At 59.4% G+C, this 19486-nt stretch carries 22 protein-coding genes; 3 read left to right on the top strand and 19 right to left on the bottom strand.

The genetic code is table 11. The features are described from left to right. Window positions 1-367 precede the first annotated feature (367 nt). The gene (glnA, locus tag CR157_RS00265) at window positions 368-1780 is read left to right on the top strand and encodes a type I glutamate--ammonia ligase (RefSeq protein ID WP_110281565.1); all 1413 of its coding nucleotides are present in this window, start codon (window positions 368-370) and stop codon (window positions 1778-1780) included. 242 nt (window positions 1781-2022) lie between these two features. Here the strand turns inward: glnA and CR157_RS00270 are convergent, their stop codons facing one another. The 5 genes from CR157_RS00270 to CR157_RS00290 form a co-directional block, all read right to left on the bottom strand. Continuing rightward, a complete protein-coding gene (locus tag CR157_RS00270) occupies window positions 2023-3993 on the bottom strand; it encodes a multicopper oxidase domain-containing protein (protein WP_110281566.1) in 1971 nt (656 codons plus the stop codon). Window positions 3994-4067: 74 nt separating this feature from the next. After that, a complete protein-coding gene (locus CR157_RS00275; RefSeq protein ID WP_110281567.1) occupies window positions 4068-4415 on the bottom strand; it encodes a hypothetical protein in 348 nt (115 codons plus the stop codon). Window positions 4416-4593: 178 nt separating this feature from the next. Continuing rightward, window positions 4594-5079: a DUF1264 domain-containing protein gene (locus tag CR157_RS00280; RefSeq protein WP_110281568.1), complete on the bottom strand. Its 486-nt coding sequence runs from the start codon at window positions 5077-5079 to the stop codon at window positions 4594-4596. Window positions 5080-5402: 323 nt separating this feature from the next. Next, on the bottom strand, window positions 5403-5600 hold the full coding sequence (locus tag CR157_RS00285; protein WP_110281569.1) for a hypothetical protein: 198 nt from the start codon (window positions 5598-5600) through the stop codon (window positions 5403-5405). Between the two features lie 145 nt (window positions 5601-5745). Then, on the bottom strand, window positions 5746-6414 hold the full coding sequence (locus CR157_RS00290; RefSeq protein WP_110281570.1) for a dihydrofolate reductase family protein: 669 nt from the start codon (window positions 6412-6414) through the stop codon (window positions 5746-5748). 813 nt (window positions 6415-7227) lie between these two features. Here CR157_RS00290 and CR157_RS00300 point away from each other — a divergent pair. Both CR157_RS00300 and CR157_RS00305 read left to right on the top strand, forming a co-directional pair. Beyond that, complete coding sequence (locus tag CR157_RS00300) at window positions 7228-7668, top strand: CopG family transcriptional regulator (protein ID WP_258364027.1); 441 nt, start codon at window positions 7228-7230, stop codon at window positions 7666-7668. Between the two features lie 202 nt (window positions 7669-7870). Beyond that, the gene (locus CR157_RS00305) at window positions 7871-9067 is read left to right on the top strand and encodes an extracellular catalytic domain type 1 short-chain-length polyhydroxyalkanoate depolymerase (RefSeq protein ID WP_258364028.1); all 1197 of its coding nucleotides are present in this window, start codon (window positions 7871-7873) and stop codon (window positions 9065-9067) included. A 427-nt stretch (window positions 9068-9494) separates the two neighbouring features. Here CR157_RS00305 and CR157_RS22150 read toward each other — a convergent pair whose 3' ends face one another. From CR157_RS22150 to CR157_RS22155, 14 genes are all read right to left on the bottom strand, one after another. After that, on the bottom strand, window positions 9495-9968 hold the full coding sequence (locus tag CR157_RS22150) for a hypothetical protein (RefSeq protein WP_146218644.1): 474 nt from the start codon (window positions 9966-9968) through the stop codon (window positions 9495-9497). After that, window positions 9969-10373, bottom strand: coding sequence for an EVE domain-containing protein (locus CR157_RS00310; RefSeq protein ID WP_110281572.1), 405 nt, complete (start codon window positions 10371-10373; stop codon window positions 9969-9971). It abuts the gene before it with no gap. A gap of 130 nt (window positions 10374-10503) precedes the next feature. After that, complete coding sequence (locus CR157_RS00315) at window positions 10504-10869, bottom strand: cupin domain-containing protein (protein ID WP_110281573.1); 366 nt, start codon at window positions 10867-10869, stop codon at window positions 10504-10506. A 101-nt stretch (window positions 10870-10970) separates the two neighbouring features. Next, a complete protein-coding gene (locus CR157_RS00320; RefSeq protein WP_110281574.1) occupies window positions 10971-11246 on the bottom strand; it encodes a putative quinol monooxygenase in 276 nt (91 codons plus the stop codon). Between the two features lie 128 nt (window positions 11247-11374). Further along, window positions 11375-12010, bottom strand: coding sequence for a LysE family translocator (locus CR157_RS00325; RefSeq protein ID WP_110281575.1), 636 nt, complete (start codon window positions 12008-12010; stop codon window positions 11375-11377). 386 nt (window positions 12011-12396) lie between these two features. Then, window positions 12397-12792 carry an NUDIX domain-containing protein gene (locus CR157_RS00330; protein WP_110281576.1) on the bottom strand — a complete coding sequence of 132 codons (396 nt, stop codon included), beginning with the start codon at window positions 12790-12792 and terminating at the stop codon, window positions 12397-12399. A 352-nt stretch (window positions 12793-13144) separates the two neighbouring features. Then, entirely contained in the window at window positions 13145-14572 is a 1428-nt protein-coding gene (locus CR157_RS00335) for a Glu/Leu/Phe/Val family dehydrogenase (RefSeq protein ID WP_110281577.1), read from the bottom strand. Between the two features lie 117 nt (window positions 14573-14689). Beyond that, window positions 14690-15688, bottom strand: a complete 999-nt coding sequence (locus tag CR157_RS00340; protein WP_110281578.1) for a Vgb family protein — start codon at window positions 15686-15688, stop codon at window positions 14690-14692. A gap of 141 nt (window positions 15689-15829) precedes the next feature. Next, window positions 15830-16177: a HepT-like ribonuclease domain-containing protein gene (locus CR157_RS00345; protein WP_110281579.1), complete on the bottom strand. Its 348-nt coding sequence runs from the start codon at window positions 16175-16177 to the stop codon at window positions 15830-15832. Further along, on the bottom strand, window positions 16170-16460 hold the full coding sequence (locus CR157_RS00350; protein WP_181421926.1) for a nucleotidyltransferase family protein: 291 nt from the start codon (window positions 16458-16460) through the stop codon (window positions 16170-16172). Before CR157_RS00350 ends, CR157_RS00345 begins: the two co-directional genes overlap by 8 nt. Window positions 16461-16615: 155 nt before the next feature. After that, window positions 16616-17254, bottom strand: coding sequence for a hypothetical protein (locus tag CR157_RS00355; protein ID WP_110281580.1), 639 nt, complete (start codon window positions 17252-17254; stop codon window positions 16616-16618). Window positions 17255-17293: 39 nt separating this feature from the next. Then, window positions 17294-17944, bottom strand: a complete 651-nt coding sequence (locus CR157_RS00360; protein WP_110281581.1) for a carboxypeptidase-like regulatory domain-containing protein — start codon at window positions 17942-17944, stop codon at window positions 17294-17296. Next, window positions 17944-18204, bottom strand: coding sequence for a hypothetical protein (locus CR157_RS00365; protein ID WP_181421927.1), 261 nt, complete (start codon window positions 18202-18204; stop codon window positions 17944-17946). Before CR157_RS00365 ends, CR157_RS00360 begins: the two co-directional genes overlap by 1 nt. Window positions 18205-18379: 175 nt before the next feature. After that, window positions 18380-19114: a hypothetical protein gene (locus tag CR157_RS22155; RefSeq protein ID WP_146218645.1), complete on the bottom strand. Its 735-nt coding sequence runs from the start codon at window positions 19112-19114 to the stop codon at window positions 18380-18382. Window positions 19115-19486 lie beyond the last annotated feature (372 nt).

Consider the following 19486-nt stretch of genomic DNA (forward strand, 5'->3'; position numbering starts at 1 on the left):
TGGCGTTGACAACTGAGCGTTTGGCCGGCTAGGTACCATAGGGGTTCGCCCAGTGGCCATTTGATCAGCAAGTAAGTGAGTGTCCTTTTCTTCCTACTCCTGCGCCCCTTTTCGCGTTCACTTTTCGCGATTCGCCGCCTATAGCAAAGGGATATCCTACGACCCTGCAGGGTGAAGAGCATGAATCCGTCAATTTGTCAATGGCAAGCGAAGCTATTTCGAACTACGATTAAGCCACTGGCGGGGTCGCAAGAAAACCGGGCTCCCGCCCCGTTCAGCGACAGAGGGGTTCGCCGACGACGTCCCTGCGTCAACGACAACATAAGCCCGTCTACCTGTGGTATCTATCCATACCGGAGGTTCGACCATGACTCCAACACAAGCCATTGAATTCGCCAAGGACCAGCGCTGCGAAATCGTAGACCTGAAATTTTCCGATATCCTGGGCCTGTGGCAGCATTTCTCCATCCCCGCCAGCGAGCTGGACGAGGACGTGTTCGACGCAGGCGTGGGGTTCGACGGTTCCTCGATTCGCGGCTGGCAGGCCATCCACGCCTCAGATATGCTGGTGATTCCCGACCCGTCTACCGCAGTGCTCGACCCCTTCACCAGCGCTCCGACACTGTCATTAATCTGCAACATCATCGACCCCTTTACCCGCGCAGAGTACAGCCGGGATCCCCGCACTATCGCGCGCAAGGCGACGCAGTACCTGCAGTCGACCGGCATCGGCGATGTCGCCTATTTTGGCCCGGAAGCCGAGTTCTTCATCCTGGACGATGTCCGTTACGAGCAGAACCAGCACTGCGGCTACTACTTCATCGACTCGGTCGAAGGCCAGTGGAACACAGGCCGGGAGGAGTTTCCCAACCTCGGCTACAAGCCCCGTTACAAGGAAGGATATTTCCCGGTGCCGCCCACCGACTCGATGCAGGACATACGCTCCGAAATGGTGCTCATCATGGCAGAGCTGGGGTACCGGATAGAGGCCCACCACCATGAAGTGGCCACGGCTGGGCAGGCGGAAATCGATATGCGCTACCTGCCCCTGGACAAGATGGGCGATGCCCTGATGTGGTACAAGTACACGGTCAAGAACGTGGCGCATCGCCACGGCAAGACCGCCACCTTCATGCCCAAGCCCGTGTTCCAGGACAACGGCAGCGGCATGCACGTGCACCAGAGCCTCTGGAAAGCCGGCAAGCCCCTATTCGCGGGGGAAGGCTATGCGGGCCTGAGCCAGCTGGCGATGCACTATATCGCCGGCATCATCAAGCACGCTCCGTCCCTGGCGGCCTTCACCAATCCCACCACCAACAGCTACCGTCGGCTGGTGCCGGGCTTCGAGGCGCCGATCAACCTCGCCTATTCCAGACGCAACCGCTCGGCGGCGGTGCGCATTCCCATGTATCAGGGCAACCCCGAGGCCAAACGCATCGAGGTGCGCTTCCCGGACCCCACGTGCAACGGCTACCTGGCATTCTCCGCCATGCTGATGGCGGGACTGGACGGCATCGACAACAAGCTGGAAGCCGGCGACCCCCTGGACAAGGATATCTACGCGATGAGCCCAGAGGAGTTGGCGGATGTGCCGTCGACACCGGCGTCCCTGGAAGAAGCCTTGGTGGCCCTGCGAGAAGACCACGAGTTCCTGCTCAAGGGCAATGTCTTCACCGAAGATGTGATCGATACCTGGATCGACTACAAGATGCAGAACGAGGTATTGGCCCTGCAGCTGCGCCCACACCCGTACGAGTTTGCCCTGTATTTCGACGCCTAAAAATGAAAAAGGAAATGTAAAGGACAACCACTTTCTTGGCGCCCGAATTATAAAGCCCCCCTGTCGCAGATGAAGGGCCTCGCGGTGACGCCCTTGCCCTTGCCCTTCTCCTAGCCTTCCCCCGGTGTCTGGATGAAGGGCAATTGGCTGACAACAGCAAGACGGGCGGCATGCATGATTTCGATGCCCAGGCGGCCCGCCCGGCCTCCCAGGTCGTCGCCTTTTAAACATAGACCTGGCCGCTACCGCTCAGCGACGATGTCGATAATGGCCCGCCGCGTCGCGTCGATGGTGAAACGGACCTGATCGCCGGGCGCCACGTCTTGCAGCAGACTCGCGGGCTGGACCTGGTAGCTCATCACCATCGGCGCCATGAACCCCGGTATCTCCTCGTGGTCAATGACGAATCGGCCCGCGCGACTGTCCACGGAGACCACGATGCCGATCCCTTCATGCAGCCGCTTCTCTTCACCCTCTTCGTCATCCTGTTCCTCGTGAGCATGCGCTTCGCCGCCCTCGCCGACGATGAGCCGGCCGTGCATCCCCATCTCGTCATGCGTCGCCACGTGGCAGTGAAACTCGAGGGTGGTGTCACGGTCGGGAGTCACGAACCGGGCTACCTGCGTGTCGGGGCCAGTGAACTCGAGCGTGAACATGGGGTTCAAGCCCGGCAGCATCAGGGCGTGGCGGACCGCATCCTTGTTCTCGAAGACGATCTCCACTTCCTCGCACGGCTCCGCCCGCAGCACCCTGGGTTCGAAGGCGAATACCTCGCCGGCACGCGCGAACTGGATGCCGCCCTGGACGTGAATCCGCCGGAAGCCCCGGGGCTCCTCGCACGCGTCGGCGACGATCCGATGGCCCTCGATGGCGCTGCGTTGCGGCAGGGGGGCAACCGTCGTATCCCGGGCCGTATAGTCGAATTCGCCGCCCACGGGCTCTTGCTCTGACCACCCGTAGGCATACTCGTCGCGAGTCGTATGGAAGATCTCCGGATCGAAGACGGGGACCTCGCCGCGGTAGTAGGCCGGATCGAAGAATCGATCCAGGCTGGTCGCGACTTCCGGCAGCCCGTCGGGCCCGATGAACTCCTCGTAAGTAATGGCCGTTATATCGCCGCCGGGGGAGATCCCTTTGTTGGTGACGGTGGACTCCACGTGATCGTGCATGAACCACACCCCCGGCCCCGAGGCGTAGGTGTCGTCGCGGCCCGTTCGGAGCTCGAGATCAACGCGCTGCGCCGCCCCGATCGTGAACACGTCCCGTGTGACGCGCGCCTCCGGTGATAGGGGGTAACCGTCCGCGTGGGTGAGCACCGGGTGATGGCCGTGGGTGTGGAGGTGCATGGTGCGGGCACCGGCGTTCAGCACACGCAGCTTGACCCGCTCGTCGGCGTCCACCTCGATCAAGGAATCCCGCAACGTGAAGGGAAAAGCGCGACCATTCAGGAGAAAGATGTTGGGGCGACGCTGCGTGGAGTCGTATTCCCGGTGCATGCGCTGCTCGATCTCGCGGGGATCGTGATAAGCGGCCGGAATGCGGTTCAAGCGAGCGTCGATGTCCATGTAGACGAGCGAGTACTCTCGCTGGTAGTGCTCCAGCGCCGCTTGGGTCAGGTCGGTGATGCGACCCGCCCCCGGAATCAGGCGCGCAAACTCGTTGTCGGGCCGATTCGGCTCGATAATGAGCATCCCCACGAGCCCCATGAGCACATGCACGTCCGGCTGCACGTGACAGTGGTAGAAATGCGTGCCGGGGTTCTTCGCGGTGAATTCATAAGTGAATGCCTCGCCCGGCTTGACTGGCGGCTGGGTGAAGTCGGGCACGCCGTCCATCTCGTTGGGATGAATGGCGCCGTGCAGATGGATCGTATGCGGGAAATAGTGCGTGTTGCGCAGCGTGATGCGGACGCGGTCGCCCTGCTCCACACGGATCGTCGGACTCGGGGCGCGCGCCGGGGAGACCATGCCCCGTCCTTCAGGGGCGAACACCCAGAAGGTCACGAACTCGCCGGGGTAAACTTCCTCCTGGACTTCGATGACTTCCAGGCTGATGTCCACCTCATCGGCATCACCGTCCCCGTCCAGATCCCGCCCAAGCTGCACGGCCTCGGGGGCGACCCCGGGCGGCGCCGTCTCCGCCCCGCGGCCCTCGGCCCACGCGCCGCCGAAAACAAGCAGGGCCAACAGCGCAAGCAGCGGGCGCATGACCATGAGAACCACCTCTTGACCGCGGGCTGGGGGCACCCGCACACGGGCTCCGCCCGCGCGCCTTCATATAAGCCGGTTTATTGCTGCTCCATATAGTGAAAGTGTAGGACATCGGCCGCAGTGGCGTAGCCCTGCGCACTGTCGGCCTTGGCGATGGCGCGGGCGTGATCATAAGGTCCCTGCGGCCTCTCGTGGTTATGACGAGCCGCCGTGAGCAACGCCTTGGCGTCGTCAAGCAGCGCGTGCACGAGGGCCATATCCTGCCGATCCATCATCTCTCCCATCCCTTGCATGTCCGCGGACACCTTGTCGACAGCCGCCTGGGCCGCTGCGAAATGCTGGGGACACTCGAAGGCTTTTGCCGGACCGGACAGCAGTATGAAAAAGGGTGTCGCGAAAACGACTGTCAGCATTGACTTATTCATCTTTCCTCCTCCCGGCGAAATCCAGCCCGAAGCGATCCAAACGTTTTCATACAGTCTGGACCAGAAGCAGTCTTTCGGTGTCAGCCGGGATAAGGTTGGCGTAGCGCCAACGGCGAGGCCGCTCTATCTCGCACAATAAGATCAGACTGACTGCATTCGTGTTATACGCTTTACACGCTCAGCGCTTCGCGTTATCTGCTATATCGTACGCCTGTGGTTGGCCGACCGGCAGTTCGTCTTTCGGGCTATCCCAAATCAAAAAGATTTTACCGTAGGTTTCTTCTATGCTCTTCACGAATTCCGCTGCCTCTTCCTCCGTCATATCTGGCAAGGAAGGATCCACCTGCCCTATCTCCTCTTTGTGATAATGCCAAAGTGCTTGTTCGGCCTCTGGCAAGGTCGCGTAGGCATCTGCACTGATAATGAACTCCACGCCAATCAAGCGTGCATTCTCTTCATCGCTGTCATATAGCTGGCATGCCGTCACGCCGCCAGGAAGCCCACCCTTACAATAGTGATGCGCAACGGCCTCAAGGTCGCCGGCGATATGGCGTTTCGCATCAATGTGGATCGTCCAGCCTGCCGTAGGGGGCTCGTGAGCGACGGCCGCTCCTGTGCCGGCTAAACATGCGATACCGAAAGCAATTGATGAGATCTTGCACATGACGACCTCCCTACGAGGCTTCTTGGAAGCACAACCGCGCTCACTCTACAGTGATAGCTACATTATCATAGGGCACGACGCCAAGGCTCACCAATATGAATTTTTTCATACTGCGTGTCAGTTTGAGTCATACGATGTTGCGCAAGCGAAGCCAACTGACTCCAAGACATGGCGTGCCTCACGGCTACCGACACGGGCTTTAAAGAACTAGAGCAAAGCATCGACGGCGGAGCCTGCACACTGGATCGAACTTCCGTTTCGGATCGAAAGCGACCATCCCCGTTTCGGCTCCGGAATCCCCTCGATGCCGCATAACGCCAATATTAAGCGACGCCCGTGGAGCGCAGCGTAATGGCGTCACCAACCACGATATGGTTTAGCGCCCCCAACAGAGAACCCAAAAAGGCACCTCGATCTTCGGCAAGCGCTGTTCCATCAAGGTTGCTGGAAGCCTTATGAACTTTTGCGTTCATCCACTGATTGTAAGCCGCCATCAGTTCAAAATGTTGCCTCAGACTCATCTGAGTTCCTTCACATGTATAACGACAAGCTAAGCGGCGCGCTTTAGCGCGTCCTTGCTTGAGCGCCTTGTTGAACTTCGTTATGCGCCGCCGTGGTGATGAGTTCCATCCAAAGCGAATGCAGCCAGCGTTTCGCCGCGGACTGCTAACCCTCCCGCTGCATCTTCTCACGCCGTGCGACTTCCGCCGGCGTGGGAGGGTCCATGGCATAGTCGCCGGTTTTCACCGCACCGTCGCGCACATACTGTGCGATCACAATACCGTTAGGCGACACTCGATTGGCGGTCAGTTTGAATGCCGCTGCCGTCGCGCCATCGTTAAATAGCTTCTTGCCTTCCCCGAGCACGACCGGGAATGTGAACATATTGATCTCGTCGACGAGGTCGCTCGCAAGCAGCGTTCGGATCAAGTCGGTGCTGCCTTGTGTGACTAGCGCTGGCCCGTCTTCCTGCTTCAGCTTGGCGACATCGGTCGCCGCGTCACGGAGGGCCACCGATCCCTTCCAGGTCAGATCCAGGCCCTTTCGGGTCGCAACATACTTTGTGATCGAATTGAAGGCCTTGGCCAAAGAATCGTCGGGTCCCCCTTCGGCGTACGGCCAGTGCGCCGCGAAGATCTCGTAGGTCTTTCGTCCGAGCAGCAGGTCGAACGGCTGACTGAACATCTTGCCGATCTCTTCGCCGAACACCTCGTCCGCCAGCGGCGCAACCCAGCCACCGTAGCTGAATCCGCCGGTCGGATCTTCCTGGGGCCCGCCGGGCGCCTGCATGACGCCGTCTAGCGAAATCATGGCGCCGACAATCACTTTCCGCATGAGCCCATCCTCCTGGTTTGCTTTCCCACACCCAGTAGTCGAACGAGACACCGCGTAATCGACAGCTCGGTGCGTTCTGGGTGTGAGTGGCGCCTAACGGTGAAGCTGAGCCGTGCGGCTTTGCCGGGGCGTCTCCCCTGGCTCGGAAAACGACCTTCCCATGGCGCTATGTTTCAACACCGCGGAAGGAGGCTTGTCATGTCTAGCCTCCCACTCAGCCCCAAAGCTGCCGTTCCCCGCCGCCGTTGCCAGAAGGTCGCCTGGCCGAAGCGCCTTGGCCCCTGGTAGCTGGCCTTGAGGTGCCGGAGATAACGCTGGGCGACCGCCTGCATCTCCTGCTGGTAGGCGCCGAGCGATTGGTACAGGCCGGACTCGATGGCGTTGGCCGCGCTGGTGGCCGAGGCCAGGGAATGAAAGAGCCCCTCCCCTGTGACGCCAGCGGGTCGAAGGCCAGCAGGGCATGGTCCCGGGCCAGAAAGGCCTCGAGGCGCAGTTCCCCCAGGGGCACCTCGATGCCCATGAAGGTGCCGCCGCCGAACTGGAACTCGGGCCCCAGGCTGGAGGGGGAGTGATGCGACGGGCGCCGGGGGTGATGGCCCGCTTGTGCCTGTCCGGCAGCGCCACCTCGGCGTTGCGACGCTGGAAAGTCCTGTTCGTCGACAATCCTCTCCGCTCTGACATCGAGTCATCCGTCAACTCGTCACCGTTTGATCGCTTACGCTTAGCCGGTCACTTCCTGGCGTGCCCATGGCTTGACAACCCTTGACAACCTGCCTGGGGAAGGCATATACCATCCACATGGATGGTATATGGATGCTGACTGCCGGGGATACGCTGATGAGTGTGCATGAACTTCGACGAAAGGCAGGCGACACCACCGAGAAGATCACCATCAACCTGGGGGTGGTTGATCTGGGACAGATCGATCTGCTGGTGCAGGAAGGGTTCTACTCCAACCGTACCGACCTGATTCGAACGGCGATCCGCAACCAGCTGGCGTCGCATGCGGAAGTGGTCAGGGAGACAGCGGCACGCAAGACCTTTGTCCTCGGCCTGCAACATTACAGCCGCAGTGATCTCGAGGCGGTACAGGCAGCCGGGCAGGTACTCAAGATTCAGGTACTGGGGCTGGCCAGTATTGCCGATGATGTCTCTCCTGAGCTCGCCCTCGCCACCATCGATTCGGTTGTCGTGCTGGGTGCCTTCCATGCCAGTGCCGCGGTCAAGGCCGCCTTGGCGGATCGAATTCATTGATGGCGCAACAGCGCCAAGGATACTTCCGATGATGAGCGAAACGATGAGGGCGGGATTACAGGAAGCGACCCGGCTGACTCGCGCGGGCCAGTTGCAGGAGGCGACCGCAATGATTCAGCGCACGCTGCGTAGCGGTCCGAACCAGGATGCCGCGACTACGCCCACTTCAGCCCCGGGCGCCACGATAGAAGGGAGCTGCCGCGTGATCGACGACGAGCTCGCCTCGGCAGCGACGTCGGCCCCCGATGAGTCGCCATGGCGTGTTGACGCTGAGACCAGCCATGGGGATGCGTGGGCCTGCCCGGAAGACCTTCAGTTTGATCATGCGCACGCCTCGGCGGCACAGCGACCATTTGCCGCCGATCGGCTGGCGGCCGATCTGCATGACGTGTGGCGCGAAAAGTGGTACCGCTTCCGTGGGCCCGAGTCCTGGTTACCGCCGCTCTCGGACCGGGTACCCGACAGCGTGCCCGACGCCGGGACGTTCACGACCGGGGCTTTCACCAACCATGCCGGCACGCGCGACTACAAGCTGTACATCCCCAGCGGCCATCATGGCCAGTCGCTGCCGCTTGTCGTCATGCTTCACGGCTGCACCCAGGATCCCGATGATTTTGCCGCCGGCACTGGCATGAATACGCTCGCCGAAGAACAGCCGTGTTTCGTGCTCTATCCCGCCCAATCCGCTGCCGCAAACAGCTCCAGGTGCTGGAACTGGTTCATGGAGACTGACCAGCAGCGCGACCGCGGTGAACCGTCCATCATTGCGGATCTGACCCGCCAGGTCCTCGACGAGCATCGCCTGGACGAGCGGCGGGTCTATGTGGCGGGTTTGTCGGCCGGTGGTGCCATGGCCATGACCCTGGCAATGACCTACCCGGATCTTTATGCGGCGGTCGGTGTCCATTCCGGGCTTCCCCATGCGGTCGCCCAGGATCTTCCGTCCGCATTCACCGCAATGCACCGCGGCGAAGGGGCCTCGGCCGGCAGGCCCTCTGGCGCGCCCGGCACGCATTCGTACGCGGCACCCGTTCCCGCCATCGTGTTCCACGGCGACCGGGATACTACGGTGCATCCATGCAACGGCGACCAGGTGATCGCCCAATGCGCGCCTTCCCATGCCAAGCGGGGAGAACTGCCCGAAGGCGGCCCCGCTCCGCGCCTGAGCGTGGAGCGGGGCCAGGTCCCCCACGGCCATGCCTATACGCGCACCACCTACCACGACGCGAACGGGCAGCCCATCATGGAACAGTGGCTGGTGCATGGTGCCGGTCATGCCTGGTCGGGCGGGTGTTCCCGCGGCTCTTACACCGATCCCAGAGGGCCCGATGCCACGCAGCAGATGCTCCGCTTTTTCTACGCCCATCCGCAGGGCGAGGCTTCGGTACGCCATTCTTAGCCAGCTCAGGCTCGGGCACCCCGACCCGCGGGCACGCCCGGGATTCGCTAGCTCATCGCGGGACAGGCGACAAGCCGATCAACAGCGCGATCATCAGGCGCGGAAAAGGCCGACCGTGCATTTTGAAATATCGCTTGATCATTATGTCTAGCCACTTGGCCCGCCCCCCAGTTCTGCACGTACCTGCATATCTCGGGCTGGTGGAGGATGTCTCGCGAGGGTGCTGGAGTTCCTTGCGGGACGTAGATGGCTTGGTAGAGCATTTCCCACAGAAACGGCTCATCTGCTAGCGTGATTGCTCGCATGCCATAGTTCAACGAGAGAGTCATCGGTTACCCGTTGTTTGCCTCACATGGTATCTGCTCATATGAAGCAGCCTAACGTCGCAAACAAGCGCCGCGTTTAGCGGTCGCCTTGATTTTCCTTGTTATGCATTTTTAGATGACCTTGGCTTACGCTTTATATCAGAGCAACCAACTACGGTTTCGATAAATGTCATAGCAAAATGGCTAGTTTCTTTATCTTTGTAATATTTAGCTGAAGAGCAAACATCAACAAGGTATTCGTATGCATCTGCTCTTTCTTCATCACTCTCATTACTTATATACCCATCAAATGCCATGAATACATCTTTAGCTAGTGCCTGAGAAAATTTTTCATCAATACCTGGTGGTGGATGACCAGTAAGTACCCATGGCTTAAAATATCCAATAACAGCAACAACCAAAATAAGCAATACCAATATACCTACAATGGAGTAAAGATAGGCTTTATCACCTTCGTTTTGGCCAGCCAAAGCGATAAGGCCAGCCTCCACTACCAACACGACGAGAACAAAAAAGCCAAGAGGGGTTTGGACAGATGATAGCATCGATAGTCGAGAGCTATTTTTAAGAGGCATTCATTTATCCTCCTTTGCAATAATCCTTTCAAACTCCTTTCCTTGTTCTTCAGTCAGAGCGAAATTAGTAGCCTGAGGCGCCCTTAGAATAAGCAAATCTGACAGAATTTCATTATTCTTAACTGCAATTACATCAATAGGCTTTATTAACTTTCTCTTGTAGCAAACATCGATACCATAAGAATCCCAGTCATCTTTTCTATATGGCTCTGATATTATCTCACCAAGTGCATACACGCCACGTTTTTCGCCTATCCCCCCTAACCAAAAATAAACAATGTCTCCAACTTTCATCCGGCCTCTATAACGAGATGCATACCATGTATCATGTTTTCCATCTTCTACTACGCCTTTTTTGCGTAGGTCATACCTTTCAGCAATCGATTGAAATATCCAATAGCTCATTGCAACCCCACAACTTTAATTAATTGCATAACGCCGAAGCACAGCGGCGCTCTTGGAATGGAGCCGAAGGCGCAATGGAAAGGGCGTCCGGCGGCCATCGGCCGCGTACTGCTGCGACTAGTTAACTGATTCAGATCCAAACATCGTTTTCTGCCGTTTGGCTACCAGCCTCGTCGCCAGTATTCACAACTCCCCGCGGCTCGATAAGCAAAACTTTTGCTTCATCTTCGGCATACGGCTTGTGTTCGGTGCCCTTAGGGACAACGTACAACTCCCCCTCGGAAAGACTCACATACCCATCTCTAAAGTCAATTCTGAGGCTACCCTCAAGGACAATGAACGTTTCATCTGTGTCCTTGTGATCATGCCACACGAACTCGCCCTGGATTTTAACGACTTTGAACTGATAGTCATTCATCTCAGCTATCACCTTAGGGGACCACTGCTCGTTAAAGAGACCGAGTTTGTCTTTGATGTTTACCACCTGATATTTCATCCAAACTCCTTTTCGATTGCAGTTAACGTTGCCAACAGCGGCCGAGCGAAGCGAGGTCCAGCGCAACTTGTTGCGCGATGCTGCTTGACCTGGTTATGCGTTTACTCAATAATTTCGTAGTGCCTTTCAGAATTTGCTGTTACCTGACCCCATCGAGAGCTTTTGACTCTAAGTTGATGTGAATCGAATGCCGCCTTACTGGAAAATTCTTCATATACATCAAAACGATTTGGATTACTTTCATCAGGCGTTACTTCGAATACCAAACACCCAGGCTCTCTTCGCGTGAGCTCGGAATGAACTTGTAGCTCTTGCTGAACAATTTCCAGGTCCATCTCCGATACAATAATGAATCCCTTGAGAATAACCTTTTCCATCGGAATTCCTTGTACACATAACGCTCGCCATCACCGGTGACAAAACCGCAGCGAAGCGGAGGGTTTGGCATCCGGTGCATGGCCTGGTTATGTAGTTAGCGGAACAATTCGCCCCTGCTGCCATGGTTTTATTTTGTACTAGCCGCGAGGCGCGCTCCCAAGGCAACAAATAAGGCTCCAAGGCTTCGATCCATCCACAAGCCAACTCGCTGTTTTTTTCTCAAGAAAGTCCCTAACCTTGACCCCACCATGACCAAGGGGGGCTCTATAAAAGCCGCAACAACAATAATTAAGCTGCCATGCAATAATAGCTGAGCACCAACAGAGCCGGCACCTTCCACGACAAACTGTGGCAAGAAAGCAAGGAAGAATATGGCTACTTTCGGGTTAAGAGCGGAAACCAGCACACCCTGCCAATAGACCGACTGCATCCGTAAACTGCCGCCTCCGTCACTAGAGGTAAATGAGTCACCGTTCGAAAGAAGCATTTTGATGCCAAGCCATATCAAATAGGCAGCCCCTACCCACTTAACCACAGAAAATGCCAGAGCCGATGTAGCAAGAATTGCTGAAAGACCCACCGCCGCCATAACTACATGCAACGACGCCCCCGACCATATGCCAAGCATCGCAGCAAACCCATGTCGACGTCCGCTACTTAGCGTCTGCCCTAGAATGAAGGCGATATCTGGGCCGGGGGAAAGATTCAGAAGAACCGCCGCAGACAAAAACGTCATCCAATGCACTATTGAGTAATCAAACATATTGACGCTTCCTTGTATTTAGCGAGTCAATCAGCGTACAGAAACTACAGTGATTATACCGCACGCTCTATTATTGGGTTATCGTGCCGGCGCGTTCAAGTCAATTAACGCGCCTGAGATGCCTGATCTAACCCACTGAGTGCACGTAAAATTAAGTATAGCTCGGCAGCATAACACGGATAAACGTGCCGTCAGCATTTTGCCGGGAGGTCCGCTTCGGGTCGTCAACTGCCTCAGTCATTTCATCAACATAGACTAAAGTTCCCCTCCCGCCAGAAGCGGATGTTAAGCACATACTGATTTATTCATAATGCTGCGGGCAAGGGCGAGCCAAAGCGAAGCTTTGGGAATTACCGCAGTCGAAGGCTGCATACTGGCGCGACTTGTTATGACTCAAAGTAAACGCCTAAGCCAGACTGCATAAAGATTAGACGTTTTGCTGTTGGCTCATCAACTAATTTTATTCCTTCGTCGATGGTAACAAAGCGATAGGATTCCAGTTCCTCTTCAGGAAAACGGATATCAGCCCCTTCTATAAGGGTTCCTCCATCGAATATGAATCTGAAATCATCTGTCGCTTTCCTATATTCCAAGCAAAGCAATTCGCCTAAATCTATAGAAACATTCAACTCTTCCAAGCATTCACGTTTGCAACAATCTTGCGGCGATTCGTGTTCTTCTATTGCCCCCCCAGGGAGTAGCCACTCTTTTCGATAAGTCGGCTTTACAATCACGAATTCATTGTGACTATTTCGAATAATTGCTGCTGAGGCGCCGATCATGGTTGAAAAATCATAGGTATATTGAAAATCAATAAATTAAGTGTAGCTAGGCAGTGTAACACCGGTGAGCATGTTTGCTGCAATTGCCACCATGTCCTTTGGGTCGATACCAGCCATAGCCTTCCCCCTACCCTCGCCGACCAGCCAAGTTGATATGCCGGTATTTCAGCTGCCGTATTTCGCGTAGTCGCCGTGTCATCGTCTTGTCCCTGCGTCTCCCGCGGGCTGGCCGCCATGGCGTTGCCGCCTGCCGCGTTATGTTTTTCTCTAGCCTGCCACCAAAGCCCGCTGAGGGCCAGCCGCGGATCGCCAGTGGCAGGCGCCCCGCCTGGGGCGCTGGCCCGCGGTAACTTCAGAAGCCGATATCCCGGTAGTGACGCGCGACCTTCTCGATGGCGATGGTGTAGGCGGCCATGCGGTAGTCGTGGATCTTGGGGTTGTCGCGACGCATGCGGATGATCGCCTGCAGCGCCAGGCGCATGGAGTCGTCCAGCCCCGAGCGCACCAGGTCGAACTCGTCGGCGCCGCGCGCGATCTGCGCCCGCAGGTGCTCGGGGACCTCAACGCCCGAGGCCTGCTCGATGGCCTCGATGATCCGCCCGCCCCGGGCCTCGTGGAAGCGCCGTTCCAGGCGGCCGAAGCGCACGTGGTTGAGGTTGCGGATCCACTCGAAGTAGGAGACCACCACCCCGCCGGCGTTGCAGTAGGCATCGGGGAGGATCTCCACGCCGCGCTGCTGGAGGATCCTGTCGGCCGCGAAGGTCACCGGGCCGTTGGCCGCCTCGGCGATCAGCGGCGCCTGGATGCGCTCGGCGTTGTCGGCGGTGATCACCCCTTCCAGGGCCGCCGGGATCAGGATATCGCAGGCCATCTCCAGCACCACGGCGCCATCCTCGCGATACTCGCCGCCGGCGTAGCCCTTGACCCCGCCGGTCTCGGCGATGTGTTCGCGCACCGCGCTGACATCCAGGCCGTCCGGATTCACCACCGCCCCGTCGCGCTCGATGATGGCGGTGATCAGGCAGTCGTCCTCGGTCTCCAGGAAGTGCGCGGCGTGGTAGCCGACGTTGCCCAGGCCCTGGACGATCACCCGCTTGCCGGCGAGGCCGCCGGAGAGGCCGCAGCGCTCGATCTCCTGGGGATGCCGGAACAGCTCCCGCAGGGCGTACTGCACCCCGCGGCCGGTGGCCTCGTTGCGCCCGCGCACCCCGCCGTGCTCCACCGGCTTGCCGGTCAACGCGCCCAGGTAGTTGATGTCGTTGGGGAACATCTGCCGGTAGGTATCCACCATCCAGCCCATCTCGCGGGGGCCGGTGCCCATGTCCGGGGCGGGGACGTTCTGCGCCGGGCTCAGGTAGCCCTTGTTGATCAGTTCGCGGGCGAAGCGGCGGGTGATGGCCTCCAGCTGGTGGCGCTCGTACTGGCGCGGGTCGATCACCAGCCCGCCCTTGGAGCCGCCGAAGGGCACGTCGACGATGGCGCACTTGTAGGTCATCAGCGCGGCCAGGGCCTCCACCTCGTCCTGGTCGACGATCGGCGCGAAACGGATGCCGCCCTTGGAGGGCAGGCGGTGGTCGCTGTGGGTGGCCCGCCAGCCGGTGAAGATCTCCGCCCTGCCGTCGATCTCCACCGGGAAGGAGACCTGCACCACGCTCTGGCAGACCTTCAATGCATTGCCGAGCCCCTCGTCCAGGCCCATGATCTCGATGGCGTGGTCCACCATGTGTTCCACGCTCTCGCGGAACGTCATGCCCTGCTGGGCGTACTTGGTATCGCTCATCCAGCGCCTCCATGGCCGTTGTCGTCGCATCCAGCGCCGCACCGGCGGCGCAGGGCTGCACTCCCTGACCACTCTAGCAACTCGGCGATGGCGGGGGCGTTGAACCAGGGGCGTTTGTCACTCCAGCTCGGCCCTGCCGAGGGTGTTCTCGTCGGTGCCGAACCAGATGGCGTCGCGTTCCTCGTCGTACACCATGTGGCGCACGGTGCCGCCGCCGCTGGGAATCTCGAAGGGCTCGCTCCAGGTTTCCGCGCGGGTATCGAAGGCGACGAAGCGGTTGGGCCGGACGCCGGTCTCGACGATCCAGAAGCGGTCCTCGCCGTCCATGACCACGGCGTAGGGCCGCGACTGCTCGCCCGCGGGCGCCGGCCACTCCGTCACCTCCCCGCTCTCGGGGTCGTAGCGGCCGATGTGGCCGGTGGCGTAGTCGCCGTACCAGACCTGGCCGTTGGAGGCGACGTCCAGCCGCCGCGGCCGGGTTTCCGGCCGGGGCAGCTCGATCGTCCGCAGCTCGCCGTCGGCGACCGTGGCCAGTCGGTGGGTGCCGAACAGGGCGATCCAGGGCTGGTCGTCGTGCACCACGATGCCATAGGGGTGCGCCCCCCCGGCGGACACGTCATGCATGGTGAAGCTGTGGTCCCGGGTGTCGAAGTAACCGACGCGGTTGCCGCCCTGCTCGGTGAACCAAAGGTTGCCCTGGCTGTCGACGGCGATGCTGTGCACGTCGCGGGGGCCATCGCCGGGGGGCGCGAACCTCTCGATAGCGCCGCTGGCGGGATCCAGCCGCCCGAGATGCGCCGCCCGGTTGCCGGCGTACCACACCCCCCGTTCGGTGGTGACGACCGTGTGCGGCCCGGTGCCCGCCTCCAGGGGGAAGCGCTCGAACTCGCCGCTCTCGGGCGTGAACCGCCCGACATAGTGGGTCTGCTGGCCGACGAACCAGACCTGCCCCTCGGCATCCACCCAGGGATCCCGGGCGCGCCCGCCATCGAAGGGCACGTCCCACTCCTGGATATCGAGCCGCACGCCCTCCTCGCCGCCGTCGGACTGCGCCATGGCGGCGCCAGCGCCCAGCGCGATACACATCAGCCATGTCAGGGTAATCGGTTTGAACATCTCAGCCTCCCTCGAGCCCGGCCCGCCCTGGGGCAAGGGCTCGATGCCATGCCCATCCAGAAGCATCGGTCGGCCGGTCGAGAAACGCCAGGCAGATCCACGGGGCACCGCCAGGCGAAGGCACCTGCAGGGCGCGGCTGATCAGTGTTTGAGGGACTCGAGCCGATCGACCAGCTCAGGGATATGCGTCTGATTGATGCTCCAGACGGTATCATCATCGATCCCGAGGTAGGCATGGATGAGACGATTTCGCGTGGCGATGATCAGCCGCCACGGAATCTCCGGGTGAGCGGGACGTACATCATCCGGAGTGCGGGTAGCCGGCTCACCGATCAATTCCAGATTGCGGAGGGTGGCATCATATGTCAGGTCGCGGGTGATGAAGTTTTCTTGAGCCAGCCCATCGGTGTAAGTCAGCACCTTCTCGGAGAAGCCGATCATGTCATCGATGTAGAAGCGCCTCTCTCGCTGTGGTCGATTTTCAGACATGCATGGCCTCGCGTTCGATGAAAGGTCGGAGTTCGGGGCGCAGCGCCTTGTCGGTCACCAGGTCCACCGGGCGTCCCAACAGATCCTCCAAGTAGAACTGCAATCCGAAGTAACGATCAGCCGTTGCCGGGCCATCGAAGCTCACCAGGATATCGACGTCACTGCCCTCCCCCGCCTCGTCGCGCGCCATGGAGCCGAAGAGCGCGAGATCCCGGACACCAAACTGTTGGACCATGGCAGGCAGGTACTGCTGCAGTAACGAGAGTGTTTGCGATTTGTTCACCTTTCACCTCCAGGCCGGACAGTAACTCGGCTCAATGTGTCGTCGGCGTCGTGTGCGCTTAGCATAGCATCCGGCCCTTCCGTTCCGACGGCGGCAAGGCAACGGAAACTTTCGGCCCTTGATGGCGAGGCCCCCTCGGTACGATATGGAGGACCTCACCGCCCCGGTCGAGGCGGCGCGCTGCAGCCGACGGGGCCAGCGTCTCCAGGCAGCTCCCTCAAGCGCACACGCAGGTCATGGCGCCGGTAGTCGGTGTCGAAGGCCATCACCTCGAGGACGGTGGCGTGGCGCGTGCCGACCAGTCGCGGCGCCGAGTGGTGCACGAAGCGTTCGCCGTCCAGCGTCAGCTGCAGGCGCGGCAGCCCCTCCGCGTCGTACGCCAGGCGCAGCGCCTCGAAGCGCCAGGCCAGCGGCGCCTCCTCGGCACAGCTCGCCAGGTCCACGGGAACGCCCGGCACGAGCTCGACGCGTTGCCGCTCCAGTTCCCGGCCCTGCGCATCGGTCACCACCAGTTGGTAGACACGCGCCCGCTTGGCCGGAGGGGCTTCCTCGGGCAGTTCCGCCAGCAGCGCGGCACGCGCGGGATCGACCGGCCCCAGCGGGGGTTGATACGGCAGCTCGTGCCCGGGCCCGGGTCGATAGACGAAGCGCAGCGAGAGCAACCGCTCGCTGGACGCCTCGAGCCCCGGCACCGTACCCGACATGGCGGTCACCGCGTCGGGCTCCCAGGCCAGCTTGGCATGCCGCCCCTGCGGGGTACGCAGGAAGAGGGTGCCCGGGGTGTCGTCCAGCACCAGGCGCGACGCCGCGGGGGGCTCGGGCGATACATCCAGTTAGCGCAGCAGGTAGCCCCACGACGGCGTGGCGATGTTCTGGGCAGCGGCCGGCACGAAGTGAAGCCCTCCCCCATCGGGCACCGCCAGGGTGACCTCGAGGGGCTCGCGGTTCAGCGCGAGGGGATAGAGATCGACCCGCGCCAGGTCACGAGCCGGGGCGTGGTCGAGGAACGACCAGCCGAAGGGCTCGCCCGCCTCATCCCAGCCCAGATAGGCGGTGCCGCCAGGCAGCCGCTCGTGGTGATAGGGCACCGTCTGCAGGTAAAGCTCCGCGCCGGGGGCTACGTAACCAGCCTCGAGAGTCTGGAATCCCTTCGCCTCGACCGTCAGCCGGCCGCCGCCGCTGCCCACCAGCCATACCGGGCCGGGCATCGGCACGCGGAAGCGCCCCTCGGGGTCGGTGGTGACGGTGGCCTCGTAGCGCTTGTCCCAGATCAACTGGCCATCGTGATCGCTCAGGCCCCAGCCCTGGCGGCTCAGGGTAATAGTGGCGCCGGCCACCGGCGAATCGTCGTGATACTCGACCAGCCGGCCCGTCACCGGCGCCGGCGACAACGACCACAGCACCAGCCACACCAGCAACGCCAACGCCGCCAGGGTGACGACCAGCCCCACGACAAGGCGGCGGAAACGCCCGGCGCGGCCCATCAGGGTGCCTCGGCGTCTGGCAAGCCACTGAGATAGCGGAGGGCATCGATCGCCACACGCGGATGTCGCGACTCCTGCACGATGTGGCTGGGGCCCAGCGTGGTATGCAGGTTCGCCTCCAGCAGCGTCTCGCCGCGGAAGGTGATGGTCAGGCGTTCGCCCTGATGTGTGGAGAGCAGGCTGTGGAAGGCCCCGAAACACGGCGGGGTTTCCGGCATGTCGAAGCGCAGGTGCACCCGGTCATCCTCGGCAAGTTCCACAGGCTAAACCAATGAACTCTTTATCTTTAAGGTCATGATATTTCACGCATGCTCTGCAACTTGAACCATCGGGTCCAGATTTACAAATTCCCGACTCCCCACAGTGCATGCAAGGATAAAGGTTGGATTTTACTTCTTGCATTAAAATGTTTCCCTGTGAAGCATAACAAAAGTATCAGCGGCCCGGTAAAAGAGTAGCCGATGTTGGACGGTCCATTCCAGGGCCGGACTGGACATCATAATTCGCATAAGAAGCGTTCAGCAGACGGCCACATTCGATGATTGCATTCTTCACTTCGATAGCGCCCTTGAGAACTTCAATAGCCCAGTAGCTTTCGAAGTTCTGTGAAGCGTAACTAAACGCACCTATTCTTATACCTATCCGATTTTCTTCCAAAGAGATAGTGGCATTATGCTGGATAAGCTGTCTGTGCTTAGTAGTGTTGGTAAATGCCGCTAGATAATTATACCAATGTGACTCAAGCAAAAGATTAACCCGCTCTTTCAAAGGGCTATGTGGTATACGCTTAGCGACGCGATAGATATTGCAATCCTTTATCGGCATAAGATCAGCTATCACTAGCGTATTTACCAGTTGCGAAAATAAGTCCCAGAGGCACCTCGCCGTATGTAGACTGGCAATAAAGTGCGCTTCACTTACAATCTTGGAAAATGCAAATTCGTTTTCTCGCTCATCGCCGCCGAAGATCAGCATAAAATTTCCTAAGCCTTGCGGCTCCGCCTCATTCACGATGCCCTTCATAGCATCGCGCGCGGTTGCCATGTGATACCGAAAGATATCGACGCTACGATCGATGGACTCTAGCAGATCTAACACCGGGGCGGCGTCGCCCGGCTTAGCATGTATGTGCTTTCGTAACTCTTCAAGATTCCAGACTGTGGCGGACATCATGGCCCCATAGGTGTTAATACTGAACGCTCTGATATTGGTTCACGCATGCACATTCAAAAATATTAGACTGCATGCCGCTATTTCTCGAGTCAACTAAAAAATGATTATAGGTTGACAGCATCAAGCCGACCATCTTGACTGCTTGATTTTCGTCACATGCTTTGTTCGACAGCTGACGATCGACTTTTATCAGCATAAACTAACTTTCCGCAATCGGCCATGAGCAGACCTTCAGAAGATGCTAAAGCATTCCTAAGAAAGAAAGTGGTTGTCCTTCTCTATGCTCTGTATGGAGTATTGCCTTACTCGGTTGCGGAACAGTGATAAGAGCGAGATAGCGTTCCGCGAGGGATGTAGGCATAGAGATCC

This window comes from Halomonas sp. LBP4, assembly GCF_003202205.1.
Lineage (GTDB): Bacteria > Pseudomonadota > Gammaproteobacteria > Pseudomonadales > Halomonadaceae > Halomonas > Halomonas flagellata.